Source organism: Streptomyces sp. NPDC001599, assembly GCF_042893535.1.
GTDB lineage: Bacteria > Actinomycetota > Actinomycetes > Streptomycetales > Streptomycetaceae > Streptomyces.
Map to the genome: position 1 here is coordinate 418,829 of NZ_JBIAVA010000003.1, position 14,679 is coordinate 433,507.

17 protein-coding genes are annotated in these 14,679 nt (G+C 74.2%); 9 read left to right on the forward strand and 8 right to left on the reverse strand.

The window, feature by feature from the left end; all coding sequences use genetic code 11:
• Positions 1-6: 6 nt before the first annotated feature.
• From ACFYZ3_RS10775 to ACFYZ3_RS10785, 3 genes are all read left to right on the forward strand, one after another.
• Positions 7-531 carry an ATP-binding protein gene (locus tag ACFYZ3_RS10775; protein ID WP_388515318.1) on the forward strand — a complete coding sequence of 175 codons (525 nt, stop codon included), beginning with the start codon at positions 7-9 and terminating at the stop codon, positions 529-531.
• A 28-nt stretch (positions 532-559) separates the two neighbouring features.
• A complete protein-coding gene (locus ACFYZ3_RS10780) occupies positions 560-1,105 on the forward strand; it encodes a hypothetical protein (protein WP_388515320.1) in 546 nt (181 codons plus the stop codon).
• A gap of 160 nt (positions 1,106-1,265) precedes the next feature.
• Positions 1,266-3,035, forward strand: coding sequence for an ABC transporter ATP-binding protein (locus ACFYZ3_RS10785; RefSeq protein WP_388515322.1), 1,770 nt, complete (start codon positions 1,266-1,268; stop codon positions 3,033-3,035).
• An 18-nt stretch (positions 3,036-3,053) separates the two neighbouring features.
• Here the strand turns inward: ACFYZ3_RS10785 and ACFYZ3_RS10790 are convergent, their stop codons facing one another.
• Positions 3,054-3,647: a TetR/AcrR family transcriptional regulator gene (locus tag ACFYZ3_RS10790; RefSeq protein WP_388515324.1), complete on the reverse strand. Its 594-nt coding sequence runs from the start codon at positions 3,645-3,647 to the stop codon at positions 3,054-3,056.
• Between the two features lie 131 nt (positions 3,648-3,778).
• Between ACFYZ3_RS10790 and ACFYZ3_RS10795 the strand changes: the two genes are divergently transcribed.
• The 3 genes from ACFYZ3_RS10795 to ACFYZ3_RS10805 all read left to right on the forward strand — a co-directional run bounded on the left by ACFYZ3_RS10795 (position 3,779) and on the right by ACFYZ3_RS10805 (position 5,432).
• Positions 3,779-4,228, forward strand: a complete 450-nt coding sequence (locus ACFYZ3_RS10795) for a nuclear transport factor 2 family protein (protein ID WP_388515326.1) — start codon at positions 3,779-3,781, stop codon at positions 4,226-4,228.
• The gene (locus ACFYZ3_RS10800; protein ID WP_388515328.1) at positions 4,225-5,070 is read left to right on the forward strand and encodes an NAD(P)H-binding protein; all 846 of its coding nucleotides are present in this window, start codon (positions 4,225-4,227) and stop codon (positions 5,068-5,070) included. The genes ACFYZ3_RS10795 and ACFYZ3_RS10800 overlap by 4 nt, the downstream gene beginning before the upstream one ends.
• A gap of 98 nt (positions 5,071-5,168) precedes the next feature.
• The gene (locus ACFYZ3_RS10805) at positions 5,169-5,432 is read left to right on the forward strand and encodes a DUF5133 domain-containing protein (RefSeq protein WP_388515330.1); all 264 of its coding nucleotides are present in this window, start codon (positions 5,169-5,171) and stop codon (positions 5,430-5,432) included.
• On the opposite strand, the gene ACFYZ3_RS10810 is transcribed toward ACFYZ3_RS10805, so the two are convergent.
• Positions 5,418-6,416 (reverse strand): GlxA family transcriptional regulator, encoded by a 999-nt coding sequence (locus tag ACFYZ3_RS10810; RefSeq protein ID WP_388515331.1) that lies wholly within the window; start codon positions 6,414-6,416, stop codon positions 5,418-5,420. The genes ACFYZ3_RS10805 and ACFYZ3_RS10810 overlap by 15 nt on opposite strands.
• Positions 6,417-6,612: 196 nt before the next feature.
• On the opposite strand from ACFYZ3_RS10810, the gene ACFYZ3_RS10815 reads away from it, so the two are divergent.
• A complete protein-coding gene (locus ACFYZ3_RS10815; RefSeq protein ID WP_388515333.1) occupies positions 6,613-7,107 on the forward strand; it encodes a hypothetical protein in 495 nt (164 codons plus the stop codon).
• A gap of 108 nt (positions 7,108-7,215) precedes the next feature.
• Positions 7,216-7,431, forward strand: coding sequence for a hypothetical protein (locus tag ACFYZ3_RS10820; protein WP_003978167.1), 216 nt, complete (start codon positions 7,216-7,218; stop codon positions 7,429-7,431).
• A 15-nt stretch (positions 7,432-7,446) separates the two neighbouring features.
• On the opposite strand, the gene tgmB is transcribed toward ACFYZ3_RS10820, so the two are convergent.
• The 3 genes from tgmB to ACFYZ3_RS10835 form a co-directional block, all read right to left on the reverse strand.
• Complete coding sequence (tgmB, locus tag ACFYZ3_RS10825) at positions 7,447-8,433, reverse strand: ATP-grasp ribosomal peptide maturase (RefSeq protein ID WP_388515335.1); 987 nt, start codon at positions 8,431-8,433, stop codon at positions 7,447-7,449.
• Between the two features lie 16 nt (positions 8,434-8,449).
• Complete coding sequence (gene tgmA / locus ACFYZ3_RS10830; protein WP_003978169.1) at positions 8,450-8,641, reverse strand: putative ATP-grasp-modified RiPP; 192 nt, start codon at positions 8,639-8,641, stop codon at positions 8,450-8,452.
• Between the two features lie 118 nt (positions 8,642-8,759).
• Positions 8,760-9,080 carry a YkvA family protein gene (locus ACFYZ3_RS10835; RefSeq protein WP_361002486.1) on the reverse strand — a complete coding sequence of 107 codons (321 nt, stop codon included), beginning with the start codon at positions 9,078-9,080 and terminating at the stop codon, positions 8,760-8,762.
• A 204-nt stretch (positions 9,081-9,284) separates the two neighbouring features.
• Between ACFYZ3_RS10835 and ACFYZ3_RS10840 the strand changes: the two genes are divergently transcribed.
• Entirely contained in the window at positions 9,285-10,769 is a 1,485-nt protein-coding gene (locus ACFYZ3_RS10840) for a hypothetical protein (RefSeq protein WP_388515337.1), read from the forward strand.
• A 70-nt stretch (positions 10,770-10,839) separates the two neighbouring features.
• Here ACFYZ3_RS10840 and ACFYZ3_RS10845 read toward each other — a convergent pair whose 3' ends face one another.
• From ACFYZ3_RS10845 to ACFYZ3_RS10855, 3 genes are read right to left on the reverse strand one after another with little or no spacing between them, the layout of a single operon-like run.
• Positions 10,840-12,969 (reverse strand): xanthine dehydrogenase family protein molybdopterin-binding subunit, encoded by a 2,130-nt coding sequence (locus ACFYZ3_RS10845; protein WP_388515339.1) that lies wholly within the window; start codon positions 12,967-12,969, stop codon positions 10,840-10,842.
• Positions 12,970-12,986: 17 nt separating this feature from the next.
• The gene (locus ACFYZ3_RS10850; RefSeq protein ID WP_388515341.1) at positions 12,987-13,979 is read right to left on the reverse strand and encodes an FAD binding domain-containing protein; all 993 of its coding nucleotides are present in this window, start codon (positions 13,977-13,979) and stop codon (positions 12,987-12,989) included.
• Positions 13,976-14,539 (reverse strand): 2Fe-2S iron-sulfur cluster-binding protein, encoded by a 564-nt coding sequence (locus ACFYZ3_RS10855; protein WP_388515342.1) that lies wholly within the window; start codon positions 14,537-14,539, stop codon positions 13,976-13,978. Before ACFYZ3_RS10855 ends, ACFYZ3_RS10850 begins: the two co-directional genes overlap by 4 nt.
• Positions 14,540-14,679: the final 140 nt, after the last annotated feature.

Sequence of the window (14,679 nt, forward strand, 5' to 3'; positions counted from 1 at the left end):
GATGCTGTGCCGTCACCTGCGCATCCAACGCTCCGGTCGCCCGGCGAACCCGTGTCGGAGGCAGGCGCCACGCCCCGCTCCGGAGGGCTCCCGTACCCGGTGCGGGCCGCCGCCGGCCGCCCGGCCGCCGCCGTACTGCGCGTCGCGTGCGGCGGGGAGGGGTTCGCCCGGGCCCGGGTCTTCACGCGGGACACCCTGCGCGGGTGGTCGCTCGACCACCTCGGCGACGACGCGGTCCTCGTGATCACCGAACTCGTCTCCAACGCACTGACGCACGCGGTGCCGTCGTCGGCGGCCGGCTCGCCGGAGATCAGGCTCGGACTCGCCCTGGGCCCCGGCCGGCTGACGCTGACCGTCTCCGATCCCGGGGACAACGCGCCCCGGTTCAACCCGTGCGACGGCTCCGCACTCCGGGAGCACGGACGCGGCCTGTGCATCGTCGACGCCCTCGCCGAGGAGTGGGGCTGGACCCCGCGCCCGTCGGCGGGCAAGACGGTCTGGGCCACGTTGTCGACCCGCCCCCTCACCTGACCCGACTGCCGCGGAAGGGCCCCACACCATGCGCAGCGCTCCGACACCCGAGCCGAGCACCCGGCGCACCGACCGTCAGACGCCGCCCGGCTCCCCCCGCACCACCAGTCTGCTCGCAGGCCTGGACGGCGTGCCCTGGAGCGACATCCAGGACTCCACCGGCTCGGCGGCGGCCATTCCCCGGCTGCTGCGCAAGGTCGCCCGGGGCGATGCCGAAACCGCCCGCGCCGCCCTCGGCGACCTGCGCAGGCGCATCTGCCAGTACGGCTTCGTCGTCGAGCAGGCGACCGCCGCGACCGTGCCCTTCCTGTGGGAGCTGGCGCAGCGGCCCCAGGTGAGCTGCCGGGCGCAGATCATCCAGCTGCTCAAGAACATCGCCGACGCCCGGCAGTGGGAGACCACCGCCGCCGCCTACCCCAAGCTGCTCAACCACCGTGAGAACCCGGTGGCCTGGGAGCGCGCGGCGCGGCAGGCCGTGCGCGCCCGGCGGGACGGACTGGAGCGGCTGCTGGCCGAGGACGACACCGAGATCACCCGCGCCACCAGCGAACTCGCCCGCACCCTCGGGGACTGAGCCCCGCGCACCTTCGCAGACCGGGACCCGCGCCCTCCACGGGGGAGAAGGCGCGGGTCCCTTCCAAGGCGCGGAACGGTGTGGCGTACTCCCCGCCGACGGGGTAGGAAAGCGCGGTAGCAAGCGCTTGCCCCACTCGGTCACCAGGAGGACCACGCCGATGGCGTCGTCGATGGAAAAGCCGCTCGATCACCGCTACCGGGGCGAACACCCGATACGCACGCTCGTCTACCTGTTCCGCGCCGACCGCCGCCGACTGGCCGGCGCGGTCGCCGTCTTCACCGTCAAGCACAGCCCGATCTGGCTGCTGCCCCTCGTCACCGCCGCCATCATCGACACCGTGGTCCAGCACGGTCCGATCACCGACCTGTGGACCAGCACCGGGCTCATCATGTTCATCCTGGTGGTCAACTACCCGCTGCACCTGCTCTACGTCCGGCTCCTGTACGGCAGCGTGCGCCGCATGGGCACCGCCCTGCGCTCCGCGCTGTGCACGCGCATGCAGCAGCTCTCCATCGGCTACCACTCGCGGGTGAGCGCGGGCGTGCTGCAGGCCAAGGTGGTCCGGGACGTGGAGACGGTGGAACAGATGGTGCAGCAGACCGCCGAGACCGGGCTCGGCGCGTTCACCGTGCTCACCGGCGGCCTGGTCATCATCGCCGTGCGCACCCCGGAGTTCCTGCCCGTCTTCCTCGTCGTGGTCCCCGCGGCCTCCCTCCTCGTGGCCCGCCTCCGCGCCCGGCTGCGCACCCACAACGAACGCTTCCGCCACGAGGTGGAGACCCTGTCCTCACGGGTCACGGAGATGACCCGGCTCATCCCGGTCACCCGGGCCCACGGCCTGGAGGGCAAGGCGCTGCGCCGCATGGACGGCACCCTGGACCGGCTGCTGACCTCCGGGATGCGACTGGACCTGGTCAACGGCCGCTTCGGCTCGCTGTCCTGGGTCGTGCTCAACGTGGTCGGCGTCCTGGTGCTGGCGGGCGCCGCGCTGGTCTCGTACTACGACGTCTGGGGCGTCACCGCCGGGGACGTCGTGATGCTCAGCGCCTTCCTGACCACCCTCACCAACTCCACGACGACGCTGGCGGGCCTCGCCCCCGTCATCACCAAGGGCCTGGAGTCCGTCCGCTCGGTCGGCGAGGTGCTCCAGGCCCCCGAACTGGAGGACAACGAGGGCAAGAAGGAGCTGACCGCACTGCGCGGCGCCGTCGCCTTCGAGGGCGTCGGGCACCTCTACGACAGCGACGGACGGCCCGCCGTCAGCGACTTCACCCTCACCGTCGAACCCGGCGAGACCATCGCCCTGGTCGGCGCGTCCGGCGCCGGCAAGTCCACCGTCCTCAACCTGGTGATCGGCTTCCTGCGGCCGACCTCGGGCCGGCTGCTGCTCGACGGCACCGACATGAACACCCTCGACCTGCGCACATACCGGCGCTTCGTCTCGGTGGTGCCGCAGGAGTCCATCCTGTTCGACGGCACCGTCCGGGAGAACGTTGCCTACGGCATGGACGACGCCGACGAGGAGACGGTGCGCGGTGCCCTGCGCGACGCCAACGCCCTGGAGTTCGTCGACCGGTTGCCGCGGGGCCTGGACACCCTGGTCGGGGAACACGGGGCGCGGCTGTCCGGCGGGCAGCGCCAGCGGCTGGCCATCGCCCGCGCCCTGATCAGGGACCCCCGGGTGCTGATCCTCGACGAGGCCACCTCGGCGCTGGACACCCGTTCGGAGGCGCTCGTCCAGCAGGCGCTGGCCCGGCTGCTGCGCGGGCGCACCACCTTCGTCGTGGCGCACCGGCTGTCCACCGTGCGGGGCGCGGACCGGATCGTGGTGATGGGCGAGGGCCGCATCCAGGAGATCGGCACGCACGAGGAACTGCTGGCCGGGGGAGGGGCGTACACCGCACTCCACAGCGGTCAGGTCGCCTGAGCCGGTCCGGGTCTTTCCTCAGGCCCGTACGGCGGGGCTGCCGAGGACCCGGGCCGTGTAGTCGGCGAGCTGGGCGCGCATCCGCTCGCGGGACACGCCCTGCCGGCCGGCCAGGTGCTCGACGAGGTCGGCGCGGACGGCGGCGAGGAGCGCGTGGGCGGCGAACTCCCCGTCGGCGAGGCCGGGCACCTCCTCCAGCACCGCACGGAGCAGGCTGTGCCAGCGCTCGTAGTGTCCGGCGCCGTAGGGACTGTCGCGCCCCGCGGCCTCCAGCGCCAGCGCCAGGCCCCGGTTGTCGAGCTTGAAGCACAGGATCGCGTCGAGCAGGGCGGCGACCCGCTCCCGCGCCGGGGTGCCGGGGCCCAGCGGCGCCGGACCCGTCTCGACGGCCTCCTCGACCGGTTCGAGCCGCGCCGCGTACAGCGCCGCGACCAGCCCGACCCGGTCGCCGAAGGCCCGGAAGAGGGTCCCCTTGCCGACGCCGGCCGCCGTCGCGACGTCGGCCATGGTGACGTCGTCGGGGCTCTCGCAGCGCACGAAGAGGTCGTCGGCGGCGGCGAGGACGGCGGCCCGGTTGCGGGCCGCGTCCTTGCGGGGCTTGCGCTCGGTCACGGGTCTCCTCCGTCGAAGGGTGGGGGCGTATTGCAAAGCGGACCAGCGGTCCGTATTGTGTGAAGCGGACCGCCGGTCCGCATTCTATGCGACGAGGGCGCCGGAAAGGCGCGATGCAGAGGAGCACACCCATGTCCACCCCCGTCCCTCACCCCTCCGGGGCGCCCGCCAGCGCGTCGGACCTGTTCCGGCACGGGCTGCGCCTGCTGCTGGACAAGGACATCGACGCCTGGGTCGGCCTGTGGGCCGACGACGGCGTGGCGGAGTTCCCCTTCGCCCCCGACGGCCGGCCGCGGCGACTCGAAGGGCGGGAGGCGGTCGCCGCCTACATGCGGCACTACCCCGACCACATCGATCTGCACGACTTCCCCGAACTGCGGATCCACGAGACGACCGACGCACGCACCGTCGTGGTGGAGATGCGCGGCGTCGGCCGGCTGGTGCGGACGGACGCCCCCTTCGACATGACGTACATCGTCGTAGTGACCGTCGAGGACGGGCGGTTCACGTCCTACCGTGACTACTGGAACCCCCTGGCAGTCATGGAACCCGGCGCCGACTTCGCCGCAAGCGCCCGATGACCGGCATCGGCACGACACTGGTCGTCGGCGCCACCGGCACGACCGGGAGCCGCACCACCGCGCGGCTGGCCGGCGCCGGTCACCGGGTGAAGGCCGCCGGACGGCGCGCGGCCCCGGTCCCGGGCGCGGATCCGGTCCGCTTCGACTGGTACGACGCCACCACACACGAAGCGGCCCTCGACGGAACGGACCGGGTCTACCTCGTTCCGCCGGTGGGCGACACGGACCCCGCCGCGGTCATGCTGCCCTTCCTGCGCCGCGCCCGCGCGGCCGGCGTGCGCCGCGCCGTGCTGCTCAGCTCCTCCGCCGTTCCCGAGGGCGGCCCCGCGGTCGGCGCGGTGCATCGTGAACTGCCCGGCCTGTTCGACCAGTGGGCCGTGCTCCGGCCCTCCTGGTTCATGCAGAACTTCACCGGCGACCATCCCCACGCGGTCGGCATCCGCCGGCACGGCACCTTCTGGACCGCCGCCGGGAGCGGCCGGGTGGGCTTCGTCGACGCCGACGACATCGCCGCCGTCGCCGCGCACGCTCTCACGGACGACCGCGCCCCCAACACCGATCTCGTCCTCACCGGTCCCGAGGCCCTCGACCACGACGAGGTCGCCGCCGTCCTCACCCGGGCCGGCGGCAGGCCGGTCGTCCACCGTGGCCTGACCCACGAGGGATTGCGCGCCCGCCTTGCGAGCGTGGTGCCGCCGGACTTCGCCGCGCTCCTCGCCGACCTGGACCGGGCGATCGCCCAAGGGGCCGAGGACCGCACCACCGACACCGTCGAACGCGTCACCGGCCGCCCGCCGCGCGCCTTTCGGGAGGTGGTGGAAAGGGAGCGGGCCGGGCGTTGAACACCCGGATCCGGTCAATTGCGGGCGGGGACGGACGCGGTGCGATTGTGACGGCGGGGGCCGGGCATACGCAGCGAAAGTCGAGAGAGGGGCGCTTCGTGCTCGAACCGGACCCGAAGGTCGTCAGGGAGTTGCTGACGCGGTACGCAACGCTGCGGATCGCTCAGGCGGAGAGGCCGCGGCCCGCGGTCACGCGCGAACTGACGGACGTCAGTTACACACTGTGCGTGATGCTGGCGACGACCAGTGTCCACGACGCGGTGGCGAAGGCGGACGCGCTGCTGCTCGCCAAGGGACGCGCGGCACCGGAGGCGTGCCCGGCGGACGTCGACGGGGAGAGCGGCCTGTCACTGGCCGTGTGACACCCCGAGCGGGACCTCGGAGCCGTCCGGCGACGCGGAGGTCTTCGCCCGGAAGGCGGCGCGATAGGCGTAGGGCGTGGTCCCCACCACCCGGCGGAACCGCTCGCGGAAGGCCGTGGGGGAGCCGAAACCCGCCTGCCGGGCGATCCGTTCGACCGACTGGTCCCCGTTCTCCAGCAGGTACTGGGCGCGCCGCACCCGGGCCCGCAGCAGCCACTGCAGCGGAGTGGTGCCCGTCTGCTCGCGGAACCGGCGGCTGAAGGTGCGCTCGCTCATGCCCGAACGCGCCGCCATCGCCCCCAGGGTGACCTCCCCGGCCAGATTGTCCTCGATCCACCGGAGCACCGGCTCCAGCTCCGAACCCCTTGGCACCGGCGGATGCTCGTGCACGATGAACTGGGCCTGCCCGCCCTCCCGTTCGAGTGGCACGACACACATGCGGGCGGCGTGCGCGGCCACGGCCGACCCCAGGTCCCGGCGGATCATGTGCAGGCACATGTCCAGACCGGCGGCCGCGCCCGCCGAGGTGAGGATCTGCCCGTTGTCGACGTAGAGGACGTCCGGACGTACGTCCACCCTCGGGTGACGGCGGGCCAGTTCCGCGGCCGCCATCCAGTGGGTGGTGGCCCGCAGTCCGTCCAGCAGCCCGGCCCGGGCGAGCACGAAGGCGCCCACGCACACCGACGCGATCCGCGTCCCCGCGCCGGCCGCCCGGCGCAGCGCGTCGAGGACGCGGTCGGACGGCGGACCGGACTCCTCGGAGCGCCCCGGCACGATGATCGTGTCCGCGGTCTCCAGCGCTTCCAGACCCCGCTCGATCCGGAGGGTGAGTCCCTCGGTGCGCACCTCGGGCGACTCCGCGCACAGGCTCACCCGGTAGGGACTGCGGCCGTCCGGCAGCCGTGTCCAGTCGAACGCCTGCATGGGCGCCGCCATGTCGAACGGCACCACGTCGTCGAGGACGAGGATCGCGACCGAGTGCATGCGGACCACCTTAGGCGGGTTCCCGCCGACCGCAGAAGCCCAGGTGGAATCCGGGTGCCGCGCGCCATCCCCTGGTGGAGGCACTGGCGAGATCCCGTCGGAAGCTGTCGTTTCAGCCTCTGGGCGACCGCTCGGCGGCTTCCTACCGTGGTTCTCGATCACCGCATCGCCCGATCCCGCCCCCGGAGCCCGCCCCATGACCAAGATCCTGCTGTCCCTCCACGTCCTGGCGGCCATCGTCGCCGTCGGACCCGTCACCGTCGCGGCCAGCATGTTCCCGGCCGCTGCCCGGCGGGTGCCGGTGGCCGCGGCCGTCGGGGGAGCGGACGGGGCGGGAGCCGGGGACGCCGGGGGCGTCGGCACCGTCCGGTTGCTGCACCGCATCTGCCGGGTCTACGCCGGTCTGGGCATCGCGGTGCCGGTCCTCGGCTTCGCCACCGCCGCCGCGATGGGCGTGCTGTCGGACGCCTGGCTCGTCGCGTCCATCACCCTCACGGCCGTCGCCGCGGGACTCCTGGCCGCCTTCGTCCTGCCGCGCCAGGAGGAGCTGCTGGAGGAGCTGGCCGACGGGCGGCCGGTCGAACGGGCCCGTACGGCCCGGCTCGCGATGTTCACCGGCGTGTTCAACCTGCTGTGGGCGACCGTGACCATCCTCATGATCGTGCGGCCCGGCTCCACGACCGGTGCCTGAGCGGCCGTTCACATCCTGGCGGAATGCGCACCACCACGTGAACGGGCGCCTAGACTGCTCAGTCGCGCCTCCGTGCGGGGGCGGACGACACGAAAGGCACGTTGACGGGTGTTCCAGGATTCCCCCATCTACGACCGACTCGTCGCCGAACGCGGTGACGTCCCCGAGCAGGTGCGGCGGGACGCCGAGCGTGTGAGCAGGGAACTGGAGGTGGTCATGCGTCCGCTGCGCGCCCCCGGGCACCTGCCCGGCGCCGAGCGCCAGCCGTCCCCCGGCGCCGGCTGGCAGCGCACCGCCCTGCTGCCCGGCCCGCGCCCGCACTGACGGCCGCACCCCGTCTCACCCGGCCGCCGCCGCGTCGGGACCGTCCGGGTCCGCCGCGTCCGCGGCGCCGGGCCGGGCCAGCCAGTCGGCTATGGTGCGCGCGATCGGCTGGCCGGTGTCCACCTCGACGAAGCCGAACTGTCCGGACTGGTTGCACTCCAGGAACCACCAGGTGCCGTCGCCGTCCTCGGCGAAGTCGAGGGCGCCATAGGCCAGTCCGGCCGCCCGGAGATAGGCGCGGACCCCCTCGGCGACACGTGGGGGCACCTCGGCCGGCCGCCACTGCTCGCCCGACGCGGCGAAACGGACGTCCACCTCGTCGGGGTCCAGGCTGGCGAGTGCCGTCTTGCGGGCGGCCAGCAGCTCCTCGCCGACGACGGTCAGCCGGATGTCGGCCCGCTTGGCGACCCGGCGTTGCAGCAGTGTCGGGCCGTGCGCGACGGCGGAGAAGTCGGCCTCGGGCGGAACCCGGCTGGTCGGCACCGCGAGCGGCGGATCCTGCGGGTGGGCGCCCGAGACGGGCTTGACCACCAGATCCGGGTAGCGCTCGGCGAACTCGCGCGCCGCCCGCGGAAACGTCGTGATCAGCGTCGCCGGCACGGGCAGCCCGCACCGCTGGGCGAGACGCAGCTGCCAGGGCTTGTACCTGGCCCGGTGCGCGGCGTCCGGCTGGTTCATCCAGCGTGCTCCCGAGCCGCGGAGCATGCCGTACAGCGCCTGACCGGCCTCCTCGGTCAGCCACGCGGACGGCTCGGCGGCCCGCGTGGCCGCACCCCCCGGCCTGCGCACCCAGACGGACCGCAGCCCCCCGATGCTCACCAAACGGCCCCCCGAGGACAGATGGCCCCGGAAGGAGCCGTGCACGAACTCGCCGGAGAGCGCGACGGAGTCGGTGAGGTCGGCGGGGTCCAGCCGGACCACCGGTACCCCCGACGCGTTCAGGTGCACCACCACCATGTCGGCGGTGACGTCCTCTTCACTGGTCAGGATCAACACGGTCATTCTCGACGACCCGTGTTCAGTCGTCGAAGTGAGTCTTCGACCCCGCGGTGGAGGTCGTGGTCCCCAGTTCTCTCAGCAGCGCGTGGTCGCAGGCGGCCACCCGCCCGTCGAGGAGCACGTTCAACTGCAGCCCGGAGTCGTAGACGTACGGAGTGGTGGCTTCCAACTCCACTGCGGGCCGTGCGTAGTTGAGCGCGAACGGTTGCATCGTCTCTCCCTAGTCGGTGCTGCGCCGATCAGAGGACGGCCCTTTGCGCCGTCATCTGGTCCGCCGACTTCCTTCGGCTTCCAGAGACTTATACGAATCGAACGGGTGATTGGTTTCCTTACGCTGCGTAATCACCGGGCGGGCGGGTGGCCCGCCGCCGCTCCGCGGGGCCGTTCCGCCCGCCGAACGCGCCGCGCGTGGACCGCAGGGCGAGGAGCAGTACACCGATGTCGTCCAGGTAGACCGGATCGGGCACCAGGTCGGCCGGGAGGACCAAGTAGAGGACCGCTCCCCAGAACACCCAGCGGGGACCCGTCGGAAGCCCGGCCCGCCTGAGGTCCCGGCGGGTGCGGACCAGGCGCACCAGGACGGCGACCGCCGCCGCGAGGACGAGCGCGGCGAGCAGCACCGCCACGACGATCACTGTGGTCGTATCCACGGGCCCCTCCTCCGGCGCGCGGTGCGCGCCTCCCTACCCGGATGCCCGCCGGCGGCGGTGGCAAGACCGCGGGACGGGTTCTCTCATCCCTGTGGCCCGCCCGGAGTGGCACGGCGCGGTGGACGTGCCTAGTAATGGCAGCACACAGCGCGGGTCGCATGTCGGGGACGCAGGGCGGCCGCACCCCCACCACACGGAGAGATCATGACCACCGGCTCTTCATCACCCCGCTCGCCCGAATACGCCATATCCGCCCTGGACCTGCCCACCGGGGAGACGGCCACGACCACCGGCACGGCGCGACCGCCGGGCGCGGAACCCGAGGCACGGACCTCTTCCGGCCGGTCCGCGCCCGAGCAGGAGAGCGACGTCTGGGACGACTTCGACGATGCCGACCTCCCCGAACTGGAGCCCGACCCCGACCTTCCCGCTCCCGACGAACCCGGCCCCCGCGCACTCGATGCCGACGCCGGCACGGCCCCTGCCGCCGGCCCGGACGCCGAAGCCGACGCCGGTGCGGCGCACGGGTACGGCGATCCCGTCGGCGACCTCGTGCGCGCCGCCGTGGCCGACCGGCCGCTGGACGAGGTCGTCGACCTGATCACGACGCTGGAGCGGTCACCCCAGTACGCACAGGCCACGATCGACGCGCTCCGCGCGGTCGGCGTGAACCGGTCCGTCGAGGACGTGACCCGGCTGGTCGGCCTGCTGACCCGGCCGCCGCGCCAGTCCGACAGTGCGGACGAGGCGATCCGGGCCGCGGCGGAGTGCCGCTCTGTGGAGGACGTGACCCGGCTGATGGCGCTGCTGCACCGCACGCCCCTGGAACCGCACTGCGGTCAGGCGGCCGTGCGTGCCGCCGCCACCGGCCGGCCCGTGGAGGAACTGGTCGAACTGATCGGCCGGCTCGCCGAGAGCGGCCACATGCGCCCGGAGCGGCCCGACGCCCGGCGGCTGCGCGCGGACCGGGACGCGGCCGACGAGGACGACGGACGCGCGCCCGCACCCCGGTCGGCGGGGCCCGGCGGCACTCCCTCCGGAGCGGACCGCCGCGGCCGCGAACTCCGCAGGCGCCCACGCCCGTTCCGCCGGGGACGTGACCGTGGCGAGACCCGCGCCGCGCGCGACGGCGACAGTACCCGTGCCGCGCGCGACCGCGACCGTGCCCGTGCCGCGCGCGACCGTGAGAGTACCCGTGCCGCGCGCGACCGCGACAAGGCCCGGGCGGTGCGCGACCGCGCGGCACGGCGGGCCGCCCGCGGTCCGGCCTGGCCGTCCTGGCTCACCGTCGCGGTCCTGGCCGGGTGCGGCGTCGCCTACTTCCCGCTGCACCGCGGTGACGCCTCCGCACCGGCCTACGGGGTGGCGCTCGGCCTGTCGGCGCTCTGCCTGGTGCTCGCCCTGCTGCTGACCGTGCGGCCGGCCGTGCCGGTGCTCGCCGCCGCGGTGGTGGCACCGGCGGCACTGGCCGCGGCCAAGCTCTACGGCAGCGCCACCCCCTCGGCGCGGGTGACCCCGGTCACGGACCTCACGCTGGCACCGGTCTGGGTCGCGGTCGCCGCGGCCGTGGCGGCCTCGCTCGTCGCGCTCACGGCGCTGTGCGTGCGGGTGGCCGTGGCCTCTCAGGACTCCGCCCGCCGCCGGGCGGCCCGCCCCGTGGCCGTGTCCAGCCGCACCGCCGCGGACTGACCGCCACCGCCCCGCCTCTGCACCGCGTGGTCCGCGCCGGACGGTGAACCGGCGCGGACCGCGTGCGTCGTCAGACCCCCAGCATGCCCGCGGGGTGCTCGTGTGCGAGCAGCGCGGTGAGCACCCGGTCCGGAGTGAGCGGCAGTTCCCGGAAGCGGATGCCGGTGGCGTGGTGGACGGCGTTGCCGACGGCCGCCGCCGAGCCCACGATCCCGATCTCGCCGATCCCCTTGCTGCCCATGGGGTTGAGGTGGTCGTCCCGCTCCTCGACCCAGTGCGCCTCGAGGTCGGTGACGTCGGCGTGCGCGGGCACGTGGTACGCCGCCAGGTCACGCTGCACGAAGTCGCCGAAGACCGGGTCCATCGTGCTGTCCTCGGTCAGCGCCATGCCCAGGCCCATCGTCATGCCCCCGATGAACTGGGAACGGGCCGTGCGCGCGTTGAGGATGCGCCCCGCGGCGAACACACCCAGCAGCCGTGTCACGCGGACCTCACCGGAGACGGTGTCCACGCCCACCTCGGCGAAATGGGCGCCGAACGCGTGCCGGGCGAAGGGACTTTCGGCGTCCGCCGTCCCCGAGGTGTCGGCCTCGGCCGCGACCCCCTCGTCCGGCAGCCGCCCCGAGTGCTCCGCCAGCCGGCCGTTGAGCCGGACGCACGCCTCGTGGACGGCCGACCCCCAGGACGCGGTGCCCGAGGAACCACCGGCCATCGGGGCGAACCCGATGCCGCTGTCGGCGACGTCGAGCCGGACCCGGTCCAGCGCGGTGCCGAGGGCGTCGGCCGCGATCTGCGCGAGCACCGTCCGGGCACCCGTGCCGATGTCGGTGGCGTTGACCCGCACCAGGAAACCGCCGTCGGGCAGGGCACGCGCCGAGGCGACGCACGGGGAGACCAGCACCGGATAGGTGGCCGAGGCCACGCCGCTGCCGATCAGCAGGGGCCCCGCCGCGCGGGACCGGGGCCGGGGATCGCGCCCCTCCCAGCCGAAGCGCCGGGCGCCCTCGCGCAGACACTCCACCAGATGCCTGCTGCTGAACGGCTTTCCGCTGTCCGGCTCGTTCTCCGGTTCGTTGCGGATCCTCAGCTCCACCGGGTCGACGCCCAGCTCGGTGGCGAGTTCGTCCATGGCGGACTCGAGGGCGTACATGCCGGGGCACTCGCCGGGGGCGCGCATCCAGGACGGTGTGGGAACGTCCAGCGCCGCCACGCGGTGGGACGTGCGCAGGGCGGGCGTGCCGTACATGACGCGGGCCGGGACCGCGGCCTGCTCCACGAACTCCTTCACCCGGGAGGTGTGCGTCGTCACCTCGTGCACCAGCGAGGTGAGCCGGCCGTCGGCGTCCGCGCCCAGGCGCAGCCGGTGCAGGGTCGGCGCCCGGTGTCCCACGACGGCGGGCAGACAGCGGCGCGGCAGCGCGACGGTGACCGGCCGCCCGGTCTCCCGCGCCGCCATCGCGGCCAGCACCACCTCGGGCCGCGGCGTGCCCTTCGAGCCGAAACCGCCGCCCACGTGCTCCGCGCGCACCGTGATCCGGTCCTCGGGCAGGGCGAACAGGCGCGCCAGCTCCGCCCGCACCGCCGAGGTGCCCTGGCTGGAGGAGTGCACGGTCAGCCGCTCGCCCTCCCAGTGCGCCGTACTGGTGTGCGGCTCCATGGGGTGGTTGTGCAGCGGCGGCACCGTGTACGCGACGTCCACCCGGGTCGCCGAGGAGGCGAAGGCACCGTCCGGGTCGCCGTGCTCGGTGACGGCCGGGAAGCCGCCGTTGGCGGAGTCCGGGACGTAGGCCCCGGAGTGGGAGGCGGTGAGGGTCACGTCGTGGGGCTCGGTCTCGTAGGTGATCCGGACGGCGGCGGCACCGGCCCGGGCCGCCTCCAACGACTCGGCCACCACCAGGCCCACGAACCAGCCCCGGTGCGGGACGTGCGGACCCTGCAGCACGGCCAGCGTCGGGTCGTCGGGAGCGCCGAGCCGGGGCGCGTTCTCGTGCGTGAGCACGGCGAGTACGCCGGGCAGCGCGAGCGCGGCCGCGGTGTCGACGCCGGTCACCCGGCCCCGTACGACCGTCGCGGGTACCGGCCAGGCCTGGGCGCGGCCCGGCTGCGGGTACTCGGCGGCGTACCGGGCGGTGCCGGTGACCTTCTCCCGCCCCTCCCGGCGCTCGACCGGAGCGCCCAGGACGGCATCGGTGGCGGTCATGGAGTCCTCCTCGGTCGTCAGGTCGTGGCGGGCGGGGCGAGCCGGCCCAGTACGTCCAGGGCCAGCCGCCGGGCCAGCGGCACCTTGTAGGCGTTGTCCCGCAGCGGCTCGGCCGCGGCCAGCTCCAGGTCGAGGGCGTGCTCGAACGCCGCCGTCGTGGGGGCCGCGCCCAGCAGCGCGTCCTCGGCCCGCCGGGCCCGCCAGGGCCGGTGCGCCAGCGCCCCGAAGGCGATCCCGGCCCGCTCCACCACCCCGTCCGCGAGGTGCAGCACGACGGCGACGGAGGCCAGCGCGAAGGCGTACGACGCCCGGTCGCGTGCCTTGCGGTACGCCGAGGGCAGCCCGGCCGTGCCCGCGGGCAGGACCACGCCGGTGATCAGCTCGCCGGGGTGGATCTCCGTGTCCCGCTCCGGATGCAGCCCGGGGAGCCGGTGGAAGTCGGCGGCGGGCACGCTGCGGGTGCCCTCGGGTCCGTGCAGCTCGACGCGCGCGTCGAGGGCGGCCAGCGCCACCGCCATGTCCGAGGGGTGGGTGGCGATGCACTGGTCGGAGTGGCCGAGGACCGCGTGGTCCCGGTGCACACCCTCCAGGGCGCCGCAGCCGGTGCCGGGCTCCCGCTTGTTGCAGGGTTTCGACAGGTCCTGGAAGTAGGGGCAGCGGGTGCGCTGCAACAGGTTGCCGCCGGTGGTGGCGGCGTTGCGCAACTGCCCGGAGGCGCCGGCCAGCAGCGCCTGGGACAGCGCGGGGTAGCGGTCGCGGACGGCGGGGTGGGCCGCGAGGTCGCTGTTGCGGACCGTCGCCCCGGCCCGCAGCGAGCCGTCGGGCAGCTCCTCCACGGTGCCCAGCGGCAGCCGGGTCACGTCGACCAGCGCGGCGGGGGTCTCCACGCCGAGCTTCATCAGATCGACGAGGTTGGTTCCGCCGCCCAGGTAGCGGGCGCCGGGGTGGGCCGCGAAGGCCTCGGTGGCCTCCTCGACGCTGCCCGCGCGTACGTAGGCGAAGGGCTTCACGGGATCACGTCCTCGACGGCGTCGGCGATGCGCGGATAGGCGCCGCAGCGGCACAGGTTGCCGCTCAGCCGCTCGCGGATCTCGTCCCGGCTCAGCACGACCGGCTCCCCGGAGGGCGCCGCCGGGTCGGTGACGTGCGAGGGATGCCCGGCCGCGGCCTCGGCGAGCGTGCCGACCGCGGAGCAGATCTGGCCCGGCGTGCAGTAGCCGCACTGGAAGGCGTCGCGGTCCAGGAAGGCGCGCTGGAGCGGGTGCAGCTCCTCGCCGTCCCCGGCGAGACCCTCGACGGTGGTGATCTCGCAGCCGTCCAGGGCGACCGCGAACAGCAGGCAGCTGTTGACGCGCCGCCCGTCGACCAGGACGGTGCAGGCGCCGCACTGGCCGTGGTCGCAGCCCTTCTTGGCGCCGGCCAGTTCGAGGTCCTCCCGCAGGAGGTCCAGCAGGACGCGGCGGTGGTCGACGGTGAGGGTGTGCGGTTTGCCGTTGACCCGGAGCGTGGTCTGGGAACGGGAGGACTCCGGTGGGCGGGAAGCGGGGGCGCTGTCGTGCTGGCTGTCCATGGCGTCGGTGACCTTCCGGGACGGGCCGTGCTCCTGTGCCGTCCGCGTATCCACCTCCCGCCGGATGACACGTGAGGGTGCCCTCACCCCGGCGGTGGCCAGTCGTGGGCAGCCGGTCGTGAGCAGCCGGCCGCTGGTCG

What these genes read in the sequence shown, in the direction of transcription:
- ACFYZ3_RS10800 (WP_388515328.1), top strand. Translation starts at nt 4,225, where the DNA reads ATGACCGGCATCGGCACGACACTGGTCGTCGGCGCCACCGGCACGACC.
- ACFYZ3_RS10795 (WP_388515326.1), top strand. Translation starts at nt 3,779, where the DNA reads ATGTCCACCCCCGTCCCTCACCCCTCCGGGGCGCCCGCCAGCGCGTCG.
- tgmA (WP_003978169.1), bottom strand. Translation starts at nt 8,641, where the DNA reads ATGCAACCGTTCGCGCTCAACTACGCACGGCCCGCAGTGGAGTTGGAA.
- ACFYZ3_RS10845 (WP_388515339.1), bottom strand. Translation starts at nt 12,969, where the DNA reads ATGACCGCCACCGATGCCGTCCTGGGCGCTCCGGTCGAGCGCCGGGAG.
- ACFYZ3_RS10785 (WP_388515322.1), top strand. Translation starts at nt 1,266, where the DNA reads ATGGCGTCGTCGATGGAAAAGCCGCTCGATCACCGCTACCGGGGCGAA.
- ACFYZ3_RS10780 (WP_388515320.1), top strand. Translation starts at nt 560, where the DNA reads ATGCGCAGCGCTCCGACACCCGAGCCGAGCACCCGGCGCACCGACCGT.
- ACFYZ3_RS10810 (WP_388515331.1), bottom strand. Translation starts at nt 6,416, where the DNA reads ATGCACTCGGTCGCGATCCTCGTCCTCGACGACGTGGTGCCGTTCGAC.
- ACFYZ3_RS10855 (WP_388515342.1), bottom strand. Translation starts at nt 14,539, where the DNA reads ATGGACAGCCAGCACGACAGCGCCCCCGCTTCCCGCCCACCGGAGTCC.
- ACFYZ3_RS10840 (WP_388515337.1), top strand. Translation starts at nt 9,285, where the DNA reads ATGACCACCGGCTCTTCATCACCCCGCTCGCCCGAATACGCCATATCC.
- ACFYZ3_RS10815 (WP_388515333.1), top strand. Translation starts at nt 6,613, where the DNA reads ATGACCAAGATCCTGCTGTCCCTCCACGTCCTGGCGGCCATCGTCGCC.
- tgmB (WP_388515335.1), bottom strand. Translation starts at nt 8,433, where the DNA reads ATGACCGTGTTGATCCTGACCAGTGAAGAGGACGTCACCGCCGACATG.